The sequence below is a fragment of the Pseudoalteromonas sp. Hal040 genome, assembly GCF_037162425.1.
GTDB lineage: Bacteria > Pseudomonadota > Gammaproteobacteria > Enterobacterales > Alteromonadaceae > Pseudoalteromonas > Pseudoalteromonas gelatinilytica.
In genome coordinates this window covers 3,482,272-3,500,970 of sequence record NZ_JARLUU010000001.1, presented here as the reverse complement: position 1 = coordinate 3,500,970, position 18,699 = coordinate 3,482,272, and the positions used below count along the sequence as shown (strand labels likewise).

Here is an 18,699-nt window from a genome sequence, read left to right as displayed (position 1 = left end):
GCTCATGATGAGCCGCTTTAGGTTTATATTATTTATCTTCAGACTCTTTAGCTGGTAAGTCTTTTATTTCAACGCGAGTATTTACTTCATAGTATTTTTGCGTGATTTTTTGCAAAATTTCGCGACGTAACGGGCTTACATGGCCGACTTCTTTGGTTAAGTTATCTCCATATGTCATGAAGGTGTTATCCCAGCCCCAGGCAATTACGCTTGGATCGGCGACTGTCGCGTTACCTCCACCATATTCCATATCACTGCCTAGGATGTCGGTAATATCATAGTTATCGATACTAAAAGAGAGGTTTTGTACAACTTGGTCTTTATCTGGCTCTTGAATCACTAACGATTGAAGGTGGTCAGCTAAGTCTTCTTCAAAGTTCGGGAAATAGTTTTTCTTTTCAAGGTATAAAGAAGAAACACGAGTGCTATGGTTTCCTATCACACTGCCGCGGTTTGAATTAACAAACTGCACTGCATTGGTGGTCAGGGCTGCAAATACATTTTTCGCTGTATATGGGTGGTCTAGTAAATTTGGGCTGCCAATGTAGCCACGATAGTAGCCATACATTAATAGCGGGTCATTGTTAAATAGCGGTGCAACAATGTTGTACTCAATATCGTTTAATGAATACTGGTTACCATTAAAGTTAAAGCGCGGCTTATCAAAAAAGCTTGGTTCTTCGTTTAATAGCCTCGTTAGGTTTTTAACAGGATATTGCTGAACTAGTTCATTGAGTACTGTCACGTTATAGAGGTTGAGCCAGTAAGCGAGTAACTCTGATTTTGGTAAGTTACTTAAATTCATCTTGTTTGGCAGGTCGGCCATATTTTCTTGCACTATTTGCAAGTCTTGCTTCATCTGAGGGTTCTTTCTGTACGAATCATAATAAAAGCGGTTTGCTTCTGTTGCGGTAGACGGTTTAGGGTTCGACGACAACCGCGTTCCAATTTTGGTTGTGTTTTGTGAAATGCGATAGCGGTCTGACATACCTAAATCAATCACCGAGGCATTTAATATTTGCCCGTAGTCAGTGTACTCAAGGGTGATATTTGATTTTTCATCATACTGATGAAATTGGCTAAATTTTTCTTGGTTAATCGCTGTCGTTGCTGTTTTATTAATAGGGGCCGTTGAATTACAGGCCGTGACTAGAATAAGTGACGTTGCTAATACGATGGGTTTTATGGCGTTTTTCATTTTTATGACCTTCCGTAGTTTAAAAAATAAACATAGCGTGGTTTTTATGAAAGCGCAACAATCTGTTTTTTTGTGAATTTTATTAAAAAATAAGCGTATAGTAGAAGAAATAAAAATAATAAGGACAACTCATGGAAGAAGCAAAACAACAAAATCAAATCGAAACACCAGAAGCTAAAAGCCCCGAAAATGATGACTTAGTTGGCATAAAAGGTTGGCTTATTCTTGTGGCGATAGGTGTGGTACTCAGCCCTTTTAGAGTATTTATCGAATCAATAAATACCTTTAAACCCATTTTCATGACCGAGATGTGGCAACGCTTAACATCGCAATTTGGTGATATGTATCATCCACTTTGGGAGCCTTTACTGATCATTGAAATGGTGTTTAATGCAGCACTATTTTTAGCTTCGCTTTATTTAATTGTGTTGTTTTTTAAGCATAAGAAAGCATTTGTAAGTTGGTACTTAGCGATATTATTTGGTGGATTAGCGTTTATTGCTCTCGATGCCTATGCGGTTAGTTTAATTGTGCCTGATGTCGACGTGTTCGACGATGAAATGAAAACGATGATTTTCAGAGGGCTTATTCAAGCTGTGATCTGGGGACCTTATATGCTTTTATCTAAGCGAGTGAAAGCCACATTTGTAAAATAAGTTATCTGGGCACCGTAATTGTAGCTTCTGTGCCTTGCTGGGGTTTTGAGTTTATTAATAACTCAAAGCCTTGGTTGCGCACAAGCTCTCGAGTTATCACAAGCCCTATACCTGTGCCATTTGCCTTGGTTGAGTAAAATGGTACGAACAAGTTATCGGGGTTTTGAATACCACAACCTTGGTCGCTAATTGCAATATTTAAGTTATCACCTTGTCTTGACCAAGTGAGGGTAGGGGCAGAATTGCTGCCAGCTTCAAAAGCATTTTTTATCAGGTTGATCAACGCTTGTTCTAGCTGACCGAAATCGGCATTAATATGTAACTCTTCGCTGCTATTTATCACTAGTTCAGGAAAGATAGCACTTAAACGAGTATTTAATTGCTCGCTACTAATTGCTTGTTTTTGTGCAGGTGGTAGCTTGGCAAACGCACTGTAACTGGCTACAAAATCAAGCAAGTGTTGAGCGCGTTTTTCTATAACTTGCAGCATATCTTGGGCGAGATCATCGTGACTGCTAATTTGTCCTTGGCGCTTGAGGGTTTGCAATGATTGACTCATTGAATAAATCGGCGTGAGTGAGTTACGTACTTCATGATTCAACACTCGAATTAAACGTTGCCAAACAAGTTGTTCGTTATCGCGAAGCTGTTGCTCAATTGAAAAGAAGGTTAGTAATTCAAAGTTTCTGCCGGTCCGCCAAAAAGTCTGCGATGAAATTTGAAAGCGTTGTTTAAACAGTGAGTCACTGTTTTGTTGCCATTCGCCATCATGCAGGGCAATGCCTAAGTCGCTGGCCGATTTACCTTCAATCTGGCGATGGCTGATACTGTTTAAAAATGCCTTATTACTAAAGTAAATCAAGCCATGGGGGTCTAGTATAACGATGGGTAAGTCCAGCATGCTGGCAAACTCAAAAACAAACTCTTCTGTTTGCATATAATGGCGTTTGTTCTTGGCTATTTTATTGCTGAGCTTGGCAAAATCTTGCTTTAGCGCTGCAACTCGTCCACTTTGGTAAGACGCTAAATGCCAACTATTACTTTCGTCATTTGCCAGTGCATCTAGTTGCAGACCAAAGCGTTCAACCACATCGGTGATCACATGGTAGCTTTTAATTAAAGCAAAAGCGCTTATCCCAATAAACGGCAATAACAGGCTGATACTGGCAAACCAATCTAGTTTTAAGCTGAGCGAAAGGGCAATGCCAAGTGTTAATAGCACCGCTATAACCATATAAAAATAGCGTCGAATACGCTGCTCTAACGACAACTTGCTACTCATTTAGCGTTCTACTTCTTTTAAATCGAGCTGATGTTTATCAATGCGACGATAAATAGCCGATTTACTTAATCCTAAAAACTCTCCTGCGGCGATAACATTGCCATTAAATTGCAGCAGCGCTTTTTGAATCATTTGTTTTTCAAGCTCTTCAAGGGGCAATAGTGGCAAAGCTTGTTTCGCATGACTATTTGGTTGCTCGCAACTTGGTTGATCTAAAATGAGGTCATTAGCTTGAATATTGTTGTTATCGCTCATGATCACCGCGCGTTCAATGCAGTGACTTAGCTCACGAATATTACCAGGCCAGCTGTAATTTTTTAGCGCATGCAGAGCATCAACACTGAGCGCCATATTCGCTCGTTGGTATTTTTTACCATGCACTAACAACAAGTGTTCAGCTAAGGGAGCGATGTCGTCTTTTCTGTCGCGAAGCGGTGGAATATGCAGTTCAATAGTATTGAGTCTAAATAATAAGTCACGGCGGAATTCACCCTGCTCAATGGCCGTAGCTAATTCACTATTGGTAGCAGAAATAATGCGAACATCGGCGGTTTTGGTTTGGCTTGAGCCGAGCACTTCGAATTCTTTGCTTTCTAGCACGCGCAGCATTTTACTTTGTAGCTCAAGGCTTAAAGTCGCAATTTCATCTAAAAATAAGGTGCCGCCTTCGGCAATTTCAAACCGTCCTAAGCGGTCTTCTTTGGCATCAGTGAAAGCGCCTTTCTTATGGCCAAATAATTCACTTTCGAATAGCGTTGGCGCAATGGCGCCAACATTTACGCTTACATAGCGTTTATCACTTCTGAGTGAATGCTGATGAATATAATGTGCCAATAAGCTTTTGCCAGTGCCATTTTCGCCGGTAATTAAAATACTGGCATCGGTTTTTGCTGCGCGCTCAGCTTTGGCAAGCAACAGTTGCATGATTTCTGAGTGGGCTATGTAGTGGGACTGTGTGTCGCTGGTAAGCGCCTTTAAACAGGCATTGTCGTGATTACTTTGCTTGAGCTTGAGTTGTTGTTGCACAACGGCGGTTAAGCGTAAGTTATTCCATGGCTTTTCAACAAAGTCGACAGCCCCTAATTGCATGGCTTTAACGGCAACATCAATGCTGGCCCATGCGGTCATGACAATGACAGGTATGGTCGAACCTAATTGATTTAGTTGCTTTAAAAAGCGTAACCCTTCGTCACCTGATGTGGTGTCGAGCTTGTAGTTCATATCGAGCAAAATCAGGCTAATATGCTCTGATTTTAATAATTCAAGGGCATGTTCAGGGCCTTCGGCCTCAAGGCAGTGTAAGCCTAATTGTTGTAATGCAACAGTAGCAGCCAGACGTACATCAGCTTGATCGTCTATGACTAAGATTTTGTCCATGATGTTTTCTTATTATCCTGTTGAGGTGGCTTAAATTTAAGCCACCATTTTGTGCTGTTAATCGTTACGTAGTGCGGCCATAGGTTTTGCTTTTAGCAGTAAAACCAAAGGTCTAAAGCAAGCGAATAGCGCAATACATAAGGTAATACTCCAAGCAAGTAATTGCAGTCTTACATCAAGTATCAGCCATGACATTAGCTGTCCTTGTAACATGTAAAAAACCACCATTACCGCGGCGAGAGCAACCGCAAAGCCAATGAGCACAGGGATAATAGCTTCAACACTCATCAGCTTGAATAAGCGCGCTTTTTTCGCACCTAATGCCATACGAATACCAAACTCATAACGGCGTAGACCCAGGTTGTAGCTCAGTACCCCAAAAATACCGATTGCTGCTAATAATAGAGTAAATAGCGCTAAGGTACTACACAGAACCACGGTCAGTCGGCTCATATACAGTAAATTGTCGTACTCTTGTTGCAGGTCATTAAACTGCCACATGGTTAAGTCGCTGTTCTTTTCTTTTAGCGTATTAAGTATTTGCTTATTAGTCAGCTTAACGCCTTCAGAAGCTTTGATAGTAAACATGTAGCTATACGGTGTTGCAGGCCACCAAATGTGTCGACCAAACGACTCGTCGTAGTATTTAGGGTGATTAAAATCTTCGGTTACACCCACCACTTCATACATCTTTTCTTCTAAGCCTTGGTAGCTCTTGCCGATAATATTTCGATAGTCTTGGCCTGGTAATAAGTTCTCAGCCACGCTGACTGATACCAGTATCTCGTTGGTTTCACCTCGTATTGCTTGTTCAGTAAAGGTGCGGCCAGCGAGAATTTTGGTGTTAACTAACGCAAAGTAATCAGGCCCTACCCACTGACTAGGGAAGAAAATTGAGCTTTTCCCGTTTACATCAGTCAGGGTGTTGGCATTTTGTCTTGCTGATACTGGGCTGTGACCCAGGGCAACATCATCAATGCCTTGGCTATCAAGCAAAACCTGCTTGTATTGCAGCATATGTTCGTAGCGTTCCGCCAATGACATTTGATTATTTGGCTGGAACAGGTTGGCAAAATACAGGTTTTCGGTATCACTGCCGAGTGGGCGGTTAATCGTGCCCATGGCTTTACTGACTACCATCACCGAAAAACTAACAAGCAGCGCGGCAACAAACATTTGTGAGCCAATTAAAATACGCACTGTACGGCCAGATACCTGCGAAACCCCGCCTTTTCCACTGTTCTGCATTTGCGTATTTAGGGTTTTGTAATTCACCAAACGCGCTGTAATTACAGAGAAAATATAAGCAAGAGCAATACACAGTATGATGGCAACAATGACCAACGTGCTATCAACCGCCAAGCTGTTAACCAGTGGTAATCGGCCTTCTGCCAATACTTTAAATAAACGTATGCCCCATACCGATAAAAACAGTGCAATGCTTACCGATAAGGTCATTAAAATTAGTGACTGTAAAAAGATACTTTTAAATAACGTGCTGCGCTTAGCGCCTAACACCGCCTGTAAGGCGAGGGTTTTATGTTGAGCAAGAGCGCGAGAGAAGAATAAAGTACTGACGTTAAGTACTGCAATAATCAGTAGCCCTACTGCACCGGCTAACATCATTAAGCTTAAGTCATCGTTATTACCCAGCTCAACGTCACGATAAGGAGTTACTTCAGGTTTTACATCGGTGATCCCCCCGTTGTTTAGCCACTCTGATTTAACCGTATCAATTTGCTGTTTTAAATCGACTTTAACTTGATCTATGGTGACCCCAGGCTTTAAAACTGCAATCAGTTTTAGGTTTTTAAAAGTGTTTGTCCACGGGCTTTGCCAATCGTCATTGTGAAAGAAACGGCGGTCAGCACTAGATGGAAACCATACTTCAACATCACTTGCTTTAAACATGTAAGGTGGGCTGAATGAGTCATCAACAACACCGACGATACGGTGAACGTAATCGGTTTCACCCGCCATGACTGAAAGTGTTTTACCAATAATGTTCGGGTCGCTGTTGTAATGCTTGCGCCAGAAGTTAGCAGAGATAACAACGCGGTCATCAGGTGTTTCTAGCGTTTCTCCAAGGTCAAAACCCTGTCCCATTAAAAATGGCGTGTTTAATAAGTCAAAGTAGTTGCCGCCAACATACAGCACAGGTTCTTTAGGCTCGCCATCAAGGTTTGCAAAGATTTGCTCACCCGCATTGATCATCATACTTTGTTCAAAGCTTTGATTATGCTTAAGCCAATGCACCATCGATTGATAGCTTTGAAAGCCGGTGGCATCGTAGTCATCATAAGTAAGTGATTGCTCAACCACCACCATGCGGCTTTCATCGTACACATCAAGGGGCTTTAAAAAGTAGCTGTTAACAAGGCTAAGCACCACAAACAAGGTGGCAAGAGTTAAAGCAAGCGTTGCGATAACCGCTGCCACAAAGCCCGGTGCATTCATTAATGATGCCCACGCTAAGCTCAGTTGGGCGCGTGTTTTGGTTAATTTCATTACATCACCTCGGCGCTTTCGAGTACTTGCTCAGCAGTGTCGTTGCTAGGTGCTTGGCGTGCTTCTGAGTAGGAAACAATTTCACCATCTAGCAATTTAAGTTGCGTTTTAGCGCGCCCGGCATAACGTAAATCATGGGTTACCATACAAATCGTGGTGCCTTTTTTATTCAGCTCATCAAGCAAGTCCATGACAGCATCACCATTTTTTGAATCTAAGTTACCGGTTGGCTCATCCACCAATAAAATACTTGGCTTGCCAGCCAATGCGCGGGCAATAGCAATACGCTGTTGCTGACCACCAGACAATTGGTTTGGTTTGTGCTGAGCACGGTGGCCCATCTCAACCTCATCAAGGGCTTGTTTTACAGCAAGCTCAATTTCGTTTGGGCTCATGGCTGGCTCTCGGTAAGTGAGCGGAAGTGCCACGTTGTCAAAAACAGATAATTCATCAATTAGGTTAAACGACTGAAATATAAAACCAATATGAAGGTTTCTTAGTTCAGCTTGCTGATCCATATCGAGAGTTTTTGTATCGACTTCTTTAATGAAATAATCGCCAGCAGTTGGGCTATCGAGTAAGCCTAATAATGACAGCAGCGTCGATTTACCACAGCCAGATGGGCCGCTAATGCAGATATAGTCACCTTGGTTAATCTTCAGGCTGATGTCTTTTAAAGCATAGGTTTCAACATTTTGGCCGCGATAAACTTTGGCGATTTTGTTTAATGAGATAAGCGTGTTGGTTTTCATAAACTGTCCTGTTCGATTTTTATTGTTGCCAAATGCTGCCATTTAGAAAGGTCTGAAATGATCAGCTGTTCGCCCACGGTGGCACCGCTCAAAAGTTGAATTTGATTGTCACTGAGTGTACCAAATTCGATATTGGTTGGCGTTGCTAACTGGGTATTTGGATTAAGTTTAAATAGCGTGGCTTCGCTGTGTGCTTGCGCTTTTTGCGGCACGTTAATGGTTAACGCATCGGGAATAATGTTGCTAACAACATAGCCTTCAATGCTTAAATCTGGGCGGGCATTGGCAGGCAGTGTGCCTTGTAAATCAAGTTCAATAATAACCCGACCATCGGTAACAATAGGATCAATTCGGGTGACTTTGGCATCAACTTCACCGTGGTTTGCTTGGCTAAAGGTGTTTACTTTTGCTGCCATATTGAGTGCCACTTTTTCGGCATCAGCTTGCTTCACACTCAGCTCTGCTTTGAGTGCTTTGTTTGAGCCAACCACAGCAAGGCGGGTGCCCGGCACGAGGTTTTGGCCAAGTTCAACATTCAATTCTTGCAGCATGCCATCGATACCTGCCGTTATTTGCAGCTGATCAAAAGCGTGTTGCTCAACCTGATAATTAAGCTCAAATTGGCTTAATAGCTCTTGCTGTATTTTGCTACGTTGTAAGTGCATTTCTTTGAGCTGCGCGAGGCGTTGCTGCTCGATACTTACGCGCTCTGTAAGCTGTGCAACGTTTAGCATGCTTCGTTTGTAATCGAGGCTTGAAACAATCCCTTGCTCGATCAGTTTGCTTTCGGCATCGACTCTAAGCTCTGCGCTTTGTAGCTCACTTTTTAAAATGGCGAGATTTGCTTGGCGCTCAAGTAGCTCACTTTGCTGGTTAATTCTTTGCTCATTAACACTGGCTTTTTGGCGAGCAAGCTCTAGCCGAGCGACCGATAAACAGCCGCGCTTGCAGCGGGTTTACTAGGCTTAAAATCACCGTGTCTTTTTTAACGATAGTGCCGGGGTAAACGTGGATAGCTTCGACCATTGCGGTGTCGGTATTGGTTAAATAACGTTGATACTTTGGCTTTAAACGACCAAAGCCACGTATTTTTACTACAAAATCGGCTTGTTCTACGGTTGCTATTTGCAGTTGGCTTGCAGCAACTACAGTGGGTGTAGCCCATTGATACACCATTAAAGCGCCAAGAGCCGACACGCTAATAGCTGCACCAATAAGCCATTTTTTAGCTTTTGATTGCTGAGGTTTACGTTTTAGAGTGCTGTCTAAATCCATGATACTGATAAATTTAAATAATCATGGAATAGCTAAGGCGAGTTTTGTGCCAACAGTTAAGGTGTTGAAAAATAACAGCTTGTTATTTTTTGGAGCGTGAGCTTTTCCCACTATTGGGAAAGCGAGTTTTAAAACTGGGAGTGAATGCTTAAATTAGCTTTCTTCGATTTTGCCAACCTGCGAAAGCTGATTAAACAAAATGCCTGCTTGGGTGCGGTTATACACATTGAGTTTGCGTAAAATCGCTGACACATGTTGTTTGATTGTGGTTTCTTGAATCGACATTTCGAAGGCGATTTGTTTGTTCAATAAGCCGTCGGCAATCATTGCAAGTACGCGGTATTGCTGCGGAGTTAGTTTTTCAAGGTTACGAGCAAATTCGCTTTGTTCGTCGTTGATCACCACATCAGTTAAATCTACTTCAGGTGGTAACCAAGTGTCGCCGTTGAGTACATGACTAATTGCTTCACTGATGACATCTAAAGAAGATGACTTCGGAATATAGCCAGCAGCACCAAGGCTCATCGCTTGTTTGATTATGGCTGGTGTCTCATTGGCAGAGACCATAATCACTAAGATATCAGGGTAGTGGTTACGCAGTTGCGAAAGGGCCTGTAGGCCATTTGCACCAGGGATCGTAAGGTCTAAAAATATTAGTTCAATCTCAGGGTGAGCGCTTAACAGTGCAAACAAACCGTCAATGTCACTGGTTTCTTTAATATGTTCTTCTGGCACTGATGTCGCGGCAGCTTGACGCGCCGCACTTCTAAATAACGGGTGATCATCGGCGATTATGGTGTTCACAGCTAAAGACATTCCCTCGATTCTCCAATGCGTTATGTTATAAGTGATTTTGCCTTTTGAAACAAGGTTTGCCTGAGGGGAAGTTTCAGACAAACCTTTTCTCACACAAGGATTTAGATTCTATTTTAGAAACGGTAGCCAACAGTGAAGGCTACAGTGCGAGGGTCGCCGTAGTAACCAATTAGCGTATTATCACCACCTAAACCTGGGGTGTATTTGCTGGTATCTGTTGGGTCTGTTGGATCAGGTGCCACGAACTGGTAACCACCAATCATGTACTCTTCGTCCGTTAAGTTTTTACCGTAAAGACCAGCAGTCCAGTGACCATCAGTGCTGTACCAAGTAATACCCATATTAAAGATACCGTAAGCATCTTGCGTTAGTAGGCTATCTTCTTCGAATAGCGCGTAGTCACCACGGTAGTAGTAGTTACCATTGACAACAAAGTCACCCATTTCTGTGTACATGCGGTACGTTGCACCCAGATTAAAGGTTAAATCAGGTGTGTTTGATACACTAAAGCGATCTGATTTATCAAATTGCTCACCAGTCACTGGGTCGTAATCAATCACGTTATCAAAGCTACTATCGATGTAACCCACTGACGCATCAAAGCTGAGTGATTCTGATGCAACATAGTTTAGTTCAAGCTCGATACCATCTGATGTTGACTCACCAATGTTACCTAAGCGTTGGTTTAGATCTGCTGCGCTGTCGCCCGGTAATACTGAAATGTATTGACGGTCTTTGTGGTCAAGGGTGAATAAAGTGACGTTTGCACGTAAGTTATTGTTCCACTCACTCTTCATACCGATTTCGAATGAATCAACGATTTCTGGTTTTGCTGCTGGCTCTGCAGTGGTTGCACGTGGGTTGAAAGTACCTGACTTAAAGCCTTGCGCATAACTTGCAAAGAACATGATGTCGTTTGAATACTGATATTCAACACCTGCACGTGGTGTGAAGCGTGACCATTCTTCTTCATCATCGAGTACCGTTGGTACAAGCTGACCTTCTGGGCGAGTGTAACCTGGCACCCAACCTGACTCAGGGTAAACAATGTCAAAGATTAGGCCGTTGTTAACCTGTGCTTCTTTTTTGTCTTTGGTGTAACGCGCGCCGAGTGTCATTGACCATTTATCGGTTAAATCAATTGAGCTTTGGATATACGCTGCTTTACTGTTTGAGTTACTACAGCCGCTTACTTCACGAGTTAGGCCTGGTGCACCTAGGCTTTGACCTAAGATACCTAGAATAGCCTCAAATTGACCGCAAGATTCACCATCATAGTAGTAAAGACCCGAAACCAGTTTGTAGTTATCGCCTTGATGATTTAGCTGTAATTCGTGAGTTGTTTGCTCATCATCGTAAATAGCAGGTACATCGAAAATTTGCAGTGACGTGTTATCAAAGTCGATATTCGTTGGTGAGTAGCTCTCACGGCTTGAACCGACATATTTAATGCTAGTACTGTCAGTCATATCCCAACGAGCAGTTAGGCTGTAACCTTCAAGTTCAACTTTGTTCCATGTTGGTAAGCTGGTGTATGAGTCATACACGCTGTCTGGAACTGGCGCATCGGTAAGAATACTTGGTAGTAAACGGTAACCACCTTTTGCGTTTGATTTGTCTTCTGTTTTATCCCACGCTAAGCGGAAGAAAAGGTCATCAGTCGGTGTGTATTCGAGTGTAACGCGTGCTGCGGTTACATCTTTGTTGTAGTTTTCGCGGTCTTGATTATCAAGAGAAGACGTTAAAAACTCGCCAAAGCCATCACGGTTAAGCGTTGCAAAACCAAAACCAACGTAAAGTTTTTCGTCAACAATCGGTAATTGGCCAGTAATTTTTAAATCTTTTTGGTTATAGCTACCTACAGTGCCTTGTATATTTAACGTGGCATCACCGCTCATTTCTTTGGTGACGTATTTAATGGCACCACCGATGGTATTTTTACCGTAAAGCGTCCCTTGTGGGCCGCGTAATACTTCGATTTGTTGCACATCAAGTAGATCAAGCACGGCACCTTGTGGGCGAGCAAGATAAACATCATCAATATAGATACCGACACCCGGCTCATAGCCCCAAAGTGGATCTTGCTGACCTACACCACGAATAAACGCAGTAATTGTAGAGTTAGTACCACGGCTTGCTTGTAAAGTGGTATTTGGCGAGAACTGCTGAACTTCGGTCATGACGACGATGCCATTTTCAGCCAGCTCTTCAGCACCAATTGAAGTGACTGCGACTGGCACTTCTTGCAGGTTTTCAACAGTTTTACGTGCTGTTACCTGAATACGTTCAAGTTCACCTTTTTTTGCTGCAGGTTCGGCTTGTTCTGCCGCTTGAGCACTGACACCTGCCAAAGCAAGTGATACAGCCAGAGTAAGTGGCGCGACTTTTGGGTTAAGCTTTATCATGTTGTATTCCTTGTTATTGTTGTCATTAGTCTTATGGCCACTCACATTGATGTTGCCGAAGACTGAATAAGATTTGCCCGTGTCACCTGTCAGTTAATGTAGAAGATAGTTGCAGAAATTGAATTAGTACCATAGTGCTATACCCGCCACAGCCCTTTATTTATCAAGCAATTAAGCTATTTTTAAAGCAGATAGTACCTTAGTGTTATGTATTTTTTGAGCGCTTAAGGTAAGACTGAAAGCATTATTCCGATGTCACCTCATCTGTGTAATAACAATAATTATAGGAATGTCTATGCTGAGCATGATAGGACTGTTAGGCGGTTTAATACTGCTGATCATTTTAACAGTCGCGTGGGGTAAATTTATTTATCGTCGCGCCAATCTGTGCACTATTAGTTGCACTTAGTAGTGGCATGGCCATTTTCCCTGTATCGGCAGATACAAACTTTATTAACGCCTATATGGATGGCTTTGCAGGCTTCTTAAGTGCGTGGTTCTTTATGTTCTTACTGGGGTCGTTATTCGGTAAGTTTATGGAAGACACCGGTGCTGCTGACAGTGTTGCAAGCTACATTGTGGGTAAACTAGGTATGAAGCACGCCGTTCTTGCGGTTGTGATTGCCTGTGCAGTTTTAACCTACGGTGGCGTGAGCGTCTTTATCGTTGCGTTTTCTGTTTATCCAATGGCATTAAGTCTATTTAAAGATGCAAACTTACCGCGCCGCTTTATTCCAGCAACGCTGGCATTTGGTTCGGTAACCTTTACCATGACTTCGGCAGGTTCGCCAGAAATTCAAAACTGGATCCCGGTTAAGCACCTTGGCACGTCGCCCTATGCGGCATGGGAAGTGAGCTTAGTGGTCGCTATTTTCATGGCGACAGCAGGTTATTTTTGGTTAAACAAGATGATCAAAAAAGCCGTTGCGAATGGCGAAACCTTTGAAGCACGTGATGATGATCCTGTGGTTATTGAGCGTCGTCGTCCGCATCCAATCACAGGTGTGATCCCACTGATTGTGGTATTAGTTCTGTCATTTGCATTGCACGATATTTTACAGCAGACGGCTCTGATTGTTGCCTTGCTTGGTGGCGTATTGAGTATTGTAATTATTAACTTCAAGCATTTTCACGATATGGGTAACGCGATTAATGTTGGTACAACCGGCGCTTTAGTGGCAATCGGTAATACCGCTGCCGTGGTTGGTTTTGGCGCTGTGGCGAAAGTGTCACCAGCATTTACCGCCGCTGTCGATGTGATGACCCATATGCCGGGTAATGAACTGGTTGGTGCTGCCGTTGCGGTTAGTGTGATTGCCGGCTTAACAGGCTCTGCTTCTGGCGGGCAAGCCATTGCATTACCGCTTGTCGCACCGGGTTATTTAGACATGGGTGTAAACCCTGAACAACTGCACCGTGTAGTGGCAATTAGCTCTGGAGCCCTCGATACCTTGCCGCATAATGGTTATGTGGTCACAACAATACGCGCTATCTGTAAAGAAACGCATCAACGAGCGTATTGGTCAATGGCAGCGCTGACTGCGGTCATTCCGCTTATCGGTGTCGCATTGGCACTCGGACTCTTTATTTTCTTTTAAGGAACAGCAATGAAAACCAAATTAATAATTTTGCTATGGCTGGTTGTATTTAGTAGCACCGCGTTTGGCGCTGCAAACAAAGCCGACACCATGCTGGTGGAAAAGCAGCATTTTACGACAAAAGATTTTACCACTGTGTCTGGTGTGACGTTAGAGCAAGTGGATATTGGCTGGGAAAGTTACGGAAAACTAAACGCCAATAAAGATAACGTGATTTTAATCACTCATTACTTCTCTGGTACTTCTCATGCCGCAGGTAAATATAAAGCGGATGATGCCCTACCGGGTTATTGGGATGCGATTATCGGCCCAGGTAAAGCTATTGATACCAATAAATATTATGTGATTAGCTCAGATACCTTAGTGAATGCCAACTGGCATGATGAAAATGTCATCACCACAGGCCCTGCGTCAACTAATCCAAAAACAGGCAAACCTTATGGTTTAGATTTTCCTGTGGTTACGATTACTGATTTTGTGAATGTGCAAAAGCGTTTACTCGACAGCCTAGGTATCACTAAATTACATGCTGTGATGGGCGCATCAATGGGCTCGTTTCAAGCACTTGAGTGGGCAACACGTTACCCAGATAAAGTAGAGCGTTTAATTCATGTGATTGGCGCTGCAACGATGGATGCATGGACGGTCGCTGCACTTGAAAAATGGGCGTTACCAATTCGTTTAGATAAAAACTGGCAGCAAGGTAATTACTACGGCAAAGAGCGCCCGTTAGATGGCTTAGCGGCAACCATGCTTAATATTACGCAAGATGCGATGCATCCAATTATTTATAACGCGAGCTTCCCTGACTTTAATGTATTGGATGAAGGTGCATTAAAAGATATTCGTACCTTGCCTAAGTTAAACCAAGTACTCGCTCAGCGCGCAATGGCACGAGCGAAAACGCAAGATGCCAACCATGTACTTTATTTGGTCCGGGCATCACAACTATTTACCGCTGGCATGCAAAGTGATTTAACAACGGCACTTAAAAATGTCTCTGCCAAAACATTATTGCTACCCGCAACGAACGACTTACTGCTTCGCCCTGAAAACATGCGTACTGTGTTTGACACCATGAAAGCGGCAGGTAAAGACGTTGAGATTTCAGAAATAGAAGGGGTTGGGGACACCTTGATGGCATTTTCTCAATCGCCCCGAAAGCGCAGCTTATCAGTGAGTTTTTAGAGGAGTAGCCCGATGAGCAAAACAGTTTTAATTACCGGTGCAGCCAGTGGTATAGGTCTATTTGTTGCCCAGCAACTGGCGATGCAAGGTCACACTATTATTGTGACTGATTTAAATCAGCAAGCAGCACAACAAGCGGCAGCAGGTATTGTTGAGCAAGGTGGTAGCGCCGAAGGGTATGCACTTAATGTGGCAGACAGTGATGCAATAGAGCAGTTTTTCACTGAGCTTAATCAGCCAATTGATGTACTTATTAATAATGCGGGTATTCAGCATGTTGCAAAGCTTGAAGATTTTCCGGCTGATAAATGGCAGTTCTTACAGCAAGTTATGCTCGTTGGACCGGCAATGATGACCAAGGCGGTACTCCCTCGCATGCGTGAGCGAGATTTTGGTCGCATCATTAATATTGGCTCAATTCATGCCATGGTGGCGTCTAAATATAAGTCGGCTTATATCGCTGCAAAACATGGCTTAATTGGCTTTGCTAAAACCATGGCACTCGAAACGGGCGATGCCAACATCACGATTAATACCGTGTGTCCAGCGTATGTAAAAACGCCGCTTGTGGAGCAACAAATTGCATCGCAAGCCAAAGAACATGGCATTTCGGAGCAACAAGTTATCGACTCGATTATGCTAGCACCGATGCCGAAAAAAGCATTTATCGGCTTAGATGAGATCCTGCATACCGTTAGCTTTTTAATGGCTGATGCAGCACGCAATATTACCGCCCAAGCAATCGCCATTGATGGCGGTTGGACTGCACAATAGGAGGAGCCAATGGCAGGTTTTGATAAAGTAGTTACAAGTTACAGCGAAGCGATGGCTGGCCTTGAAGATGGCATGACAGTGATAGCCGGTGGTTTTGGTTTGTGCGGTATTCCTGAAGGACTAATTGCGCAAATTAAACGTCAAGGCACCCGAGATTTAACCGTGGTATCGAATAACTGTGGTGTTGATGGTTTTGGTTTAGGTGTGCTGCTTGAAGACAAGCAAATCAGCAAGATGGTTGCCTCTTACGTTGGTGAAAACGCGCTATTTGAGCAGCAGCTATTAAATGGTGAACTAGAAGTTGAGCTCACACCACAAGGCACCTTAGCTGAAAAAATGCGAGCTGGCGGCGCGGGCATTCCTGCATTTTATACCGCAACTGGCGTGGGTACTCCGGTGGCTGACGGTAAAGAAACCCGTAATATTAATGGTCGTGACTATTTATTGGAGTCAAGCATTACTGGCGACTTTGCGATAGTTAAAGCGTGGAAAGCAGATCGTTATGGTAACTGCATTTATCGTCATACGGCGATGAACTTTAACCCGATGGCAGCAACCGCTGGCAAAATTACGGTTCTTGAAGTTGAAGAAATTGTTGAGCCAGGGGAGCTAGAGCCAAGCCAAATTCACACGCCGGGTATCTATATTGACCGGGTGATTAAAGGTGAATTTGAAAAACGCATCGAGAAAGTTACCACTAAGCAAGAGAACCAATAAGGAGCACGCTGATGGCATTATCACGAGAACAAATCGCTAAACGCGTGGCGATGGAACTACAGGATGGTTACTACGTTAACTTGGGTATAGGTATTCCAACCTTGGTCGCTAATTATGTCCCTGATGGCATCGAAGTGATGCTGCAATCAGAAAATGGTTTACTTGGTATGGGGCCATACCCAAGTACAGACCAAGTTGATGCTGATATGATCAACGCAGGTAAAGAAACGGTCACCGCAGCAAAAGGGGCGGCTATTTTTAGCTCCGCAGAAAAGCTTTGCCATGATCCGCGGTGGGCACGTTGATTTAACCGTGCTGGGTGCGTTTGAAGTGGACCAAAACGGCAACATTGCCAGTTGGATGATCCCGAAAAAGTTGGTTAAAGGCATGGGTGGTGCAATGGATTTAGTGGCCGGTGCTAAAAACATTATTTGTACCATGACCCACGCCAACAAGCATGGTGAATCAAAACTGCTGACCGAATGTAGTTTGCCGTTAACGGGTGTTGGTTGTATCAATAAAGTGATCACCGATTTGGCACTTTTAGAAATTAAAGACGGTGCATTTCATTTATTAGAGCGTGCCCCGGGTGTGTCGGTTGATGAGATTATTGCTAAGACGCAGGGCAAGCTGATTGTCTCTGGTGACATTCCTGAGATGACTTTTAGCTAGTTTTGCGACTTTTAAGCAGCTAATTTGCCTAGATTTTATACTAAACCCCAATAATGTGCTTTTTGCTCATGAGTTTTATGAACAAAAAGCCATTTATCACCATCAATGCAACTTACCCCCTAAACATTTCGTTAATCTATCGTTAACACTATGCTCCAAACCAGATCGCCGATTGCAGTAGGCCGATCAACGACAACAAATAATTATAATCTGGTGTGGAGTAATTCATGAAAGCAAGTAACACACAGCTCGCTTTAGCCGTTGCAGCGGCGCTAGCAAGTACCTCAGTATTCGCACAAAGCGACACTGAACAACTACAGCATCAACTCGATGCACTTCAAAAAGAAGTGGACTCATTAAAAACATCTAGCGGCTTTAACCTAGAATTTGGTGGTCGCGTGCAACTTGATTACAACTATTTCGACGGTGCTTACAATGCCGACAATGATGGCGCAGGAGGCAGCGACTTCTTCCCACGTCGTATCCGTACTTATGTTGAAAGTGAACATGGCAACTGGGATCACAAACTACTACTCGAATTTTCTGAAGGCACGGCTGAAATTGTGTTAGCGCGGGTACGTTATGCATTCGACAACGGCTTAAAAGTAAAAGCCGGTAAAATCCGTGAAGATATGTCGCTCAATGCGCTAACCAGTTCTAAACACATTAATACCATTGAGCGTAGCACCCTTGCTAACACCTTCTCGCCTTTCTTCCGCTGGGGTATCTCGGCTTATCAATACTTTAAAGACTCAGGCTTACGTTACGCGGTGGGTGTTTACAAAAACGATGCGTTTGGTGCTTCAGGCCATGACGAAAATGACAAACTAACATTGGCTGTAACAGGTCGCTTAACCTGGTCAAGTGCAGCGCCGGGTGATGTGATCCATTTAGGTGCTTGGCATTCTTATCGTGATATGGGCGGCAATGATTTAAGTGCTCGTTTTGCTCGTGGTGAAGTGCGTGAAACCAATGTTCGCTTAGTCGATTACGCAGTCGGTGGTGAAACGGCAGCGCTAGATAGCATGTCGCAAAGCGGTCTTGAATTTGCCTACCAAGCGAATGCATTCACTCTGGAGGCTGAGTATGCCAGCCGCTACCTCGATACGGTTGATAGTAGCAACGAACTTGATGGTGAACGTTTTGATGGCTTTCATGTATCGGCAAGTTACTTCTTAGGTGGTGAGCAGCGCCGTTACAAAGCAGGCTCAGCATTATTTGTACAACCGAAAGGAATTAAAGATGCATGGGAGCTGGTTGCCCGTGTGTCACAAATGAATGCCAGCAGCAAACAGCAAGGTACCGACGTAACCACTTATACATTAGGCACATCTTATTACCTAAGCAGCGATATCAAATTTATGGGCAACCTGATTTACAGCGATGTTGATGGTGCCGGTGCTTCTACGCTGGTTGGTGATGAAGATTCAGGTATGGGCATCAGTGCTCGTATGCAGTACTTATTTTAGGAGTCGTGCATT

General features: G+C 43.5%; 13 protein-coding genes and 3 pseudogenes. 7 read left to right on the top strand and 9 right to left on the bottom strand.

Annotation, left to right across the window (positions count from 1 at the left end):
• Nucleotides 1-28: 28 nt before the first annotated feature.
• The gene (locus P4S60_RS16360) at nt 29-1,198 is read right to left on the bottom strand and encodes a DUF547 domain-containing protein (RefSeq protein ID WP_337116633.1); all 1,170 of its coding nucleotides are present in this window, start codon (nt 1,196-1,198) and stop codon (nt 29-31) included.
• A gap of 131 nt (nt 1,199-1,329) precedes the next feature.
• On the opposite strand from P4S60_RS16360, the gene P4S60_RS16355 reads away from it, so the two are divergent.
• Entirely contained in the window at nt 1,330-1,854 is a 525-nt protein-coding gene (locus P4S60_RS16355; RefSeq protein ID WP_337116632.1) for a DUF2569 domain-containing protein, read from the top strand.
• A 1-nt stretch (nt 1,855) separates the two neighbouring features.
• Here P4S60_RS16355 and P4S60_RS16350 read toward each other — a convergent pair whose 3' ends face one another.
• The 8 genes from P4S60_RS16350 to P4S60_RS16315 form a co-directional block, all read right to left on the bottom strand.
• Complete coding sequence (locus P4S60_RS16350) at nt 1,856-3,136, bottom strand: sensor histidine kinase (RefSeq protein ID WP_337116631.1); 1,281 nt, start codon at nt 3,134-3,136, stop codon at nt 1,856-1,858.
• Entirely contained in the window at nt 3,137-4,513 is a 1,377-nt protein-coding gene (locus P4S60_RS16345; protein ID WP_337116630.1) for a sigma-54-dependent transcriptional regulator, read from the bottom strand.
• 57 nt (nt 4,514-4,570) lie between these two features.
• The gene (locus tag P4S60_RS16340; RefSeq protein WP_337116629.1) at nt 4,571-7,021 is read right to left on the bottom strand and encodes an ABC transporter permease; all 2,451 of its coding nucleotides are present in this window, start codon (nt 7,019-7,021) and stop codon (nt 4,571-4,573) included.
• Nucleotides 7,021-7,773, bottom strand: a complete 753-nt coding sequence (locus tag P4S60_RS16335) for an ABC transporter ATP-binding protein (protein ID WP_337116628.1) — start codon at nt 7,771-7,773, stop codon at nt 7,021-7,023. Before P4S60_RS16335 ends, P4S60_RS16340 begins: the two co-directional genes overlap by 1 nt.
• On the bottom strand, nt 7,770-8,507 hold the full coding sequence (locus P4S60_RS16330; RefSeq protein WP_337116627.1) for an HlyD family efflux transporter periplasmic adaptor subunit: 738 nt from the start codon (nt 8,505-8,507) through the stop codon (nt 7,770-7,772). The genes P4S60_RS16335 and P4S60_RS16330 overlap by 4 nt, the downstream gene beginning before the upstream one ends.
• A gap of 154 nt (nt 8,508-8,661) precedes the next feature.
• Complete coding sequence (locus tag P4S60_RS16325) at nt 8,662-9,048, bottom strand: hypothetical protein (RefSeq protein ID WP_337116626.1); 387 nt, start codon at nt 9,046-9,048, stop codon at nt 8,662-8,664.
• A 153-nt stretch (nt 9,049-9,201) separates the two neighbouring features.
• Nucleotides 9,202-9,864: a response regulator transcription factor gene (locus P4S60_RS16320; protein WP_337116625.1), complete on the bottom strand. Its 663-nt coding sequence runs from the start codon at nt 9,862-9,864 to the stop codon at nt 9,202-9,204.
• Nucleotides 9,865-9,977: 113 nt separating this feature from the next.
• Nucleotides 9,978-12,269 (bottom strand): TonB-dependent receptor, encoded by a 2,292-nt coding sequence (locus tag P4S60_RS16315; protein WP_063700951.1) that lies wholly within the window; start codon nt 12,267-12,269, stop codon nt 9,978-9,980.
• Nucleotides 12,270-12,564: 295 nt separating this feature from the next.
• On the opposite strand from P4S60_RS16315, the pseudogene P4S60_RS16310 reads away from it, so the two are divergent.
• From P4S60_RS16310 to P4S60_RS16285, 6 genes and pseudogenes are all read left to right on the top strand, one after another.
• Nucleotides 12,565-13,867: pseudogene (locus P4S60_RS16310) on the top strand (GntP family permease).
• Between the two features lie 9 nt (nt 13,868-13,876).
• A pseudogene (locus P4S60_RS16305) lies at nt 13,877-15,063 on the top strand (E22 family MetX-like putative esterase).
• 4 nt (nt 15,064-15,067) lie between these two features.
• Nucleotides 15,068-15,829: a 3-hydroxybutyrate dehydrogenase gene (locus tag P4S60_RS16300; RefSeq protein ID WP_337116624.1), complete on the top strand. Its 762-nt coding sequence runs from the start codon at nt 15,068-15,070 to the stop codon at nt 15,827-15,829.
• 9 nt (nt 15,830-15,838) lie between these two features.
• Nucleotides 15,839-16,546 carry a CoA transferase subunit A gene (locus P4S60_RS16295; protein ID WP_337116623.1) on the top strand — a complete coding sequence of 236 codons (708 nt, stop codon included), beginning with the start codon at nt 15,839-15,841 and terminating at the stop codon, nt 16,544-16,546.
• 11 nt (nt 16,547-16,557) lie between these two features.
• Nucleotides 16,558-17,218, top strand: a pseudogene (locus tag P4S60_RS16290) (3-oxoacid CoA-transferase subunit B).
• Nucleotides 17,219-17,445: 227 nt separating this feature from the next.
• Entirely contained in the window at nt 17,446-18,687 is a 1,242-nt protein-coding gene (locus P4S60_RS16285) for an OprO/OprP family phosphate-selective porin (RefSeq protein WP_337116622.1), read from the top strand.
• Nucleotides 18,688-18,699: the final 12 nt, after the last annotated feature.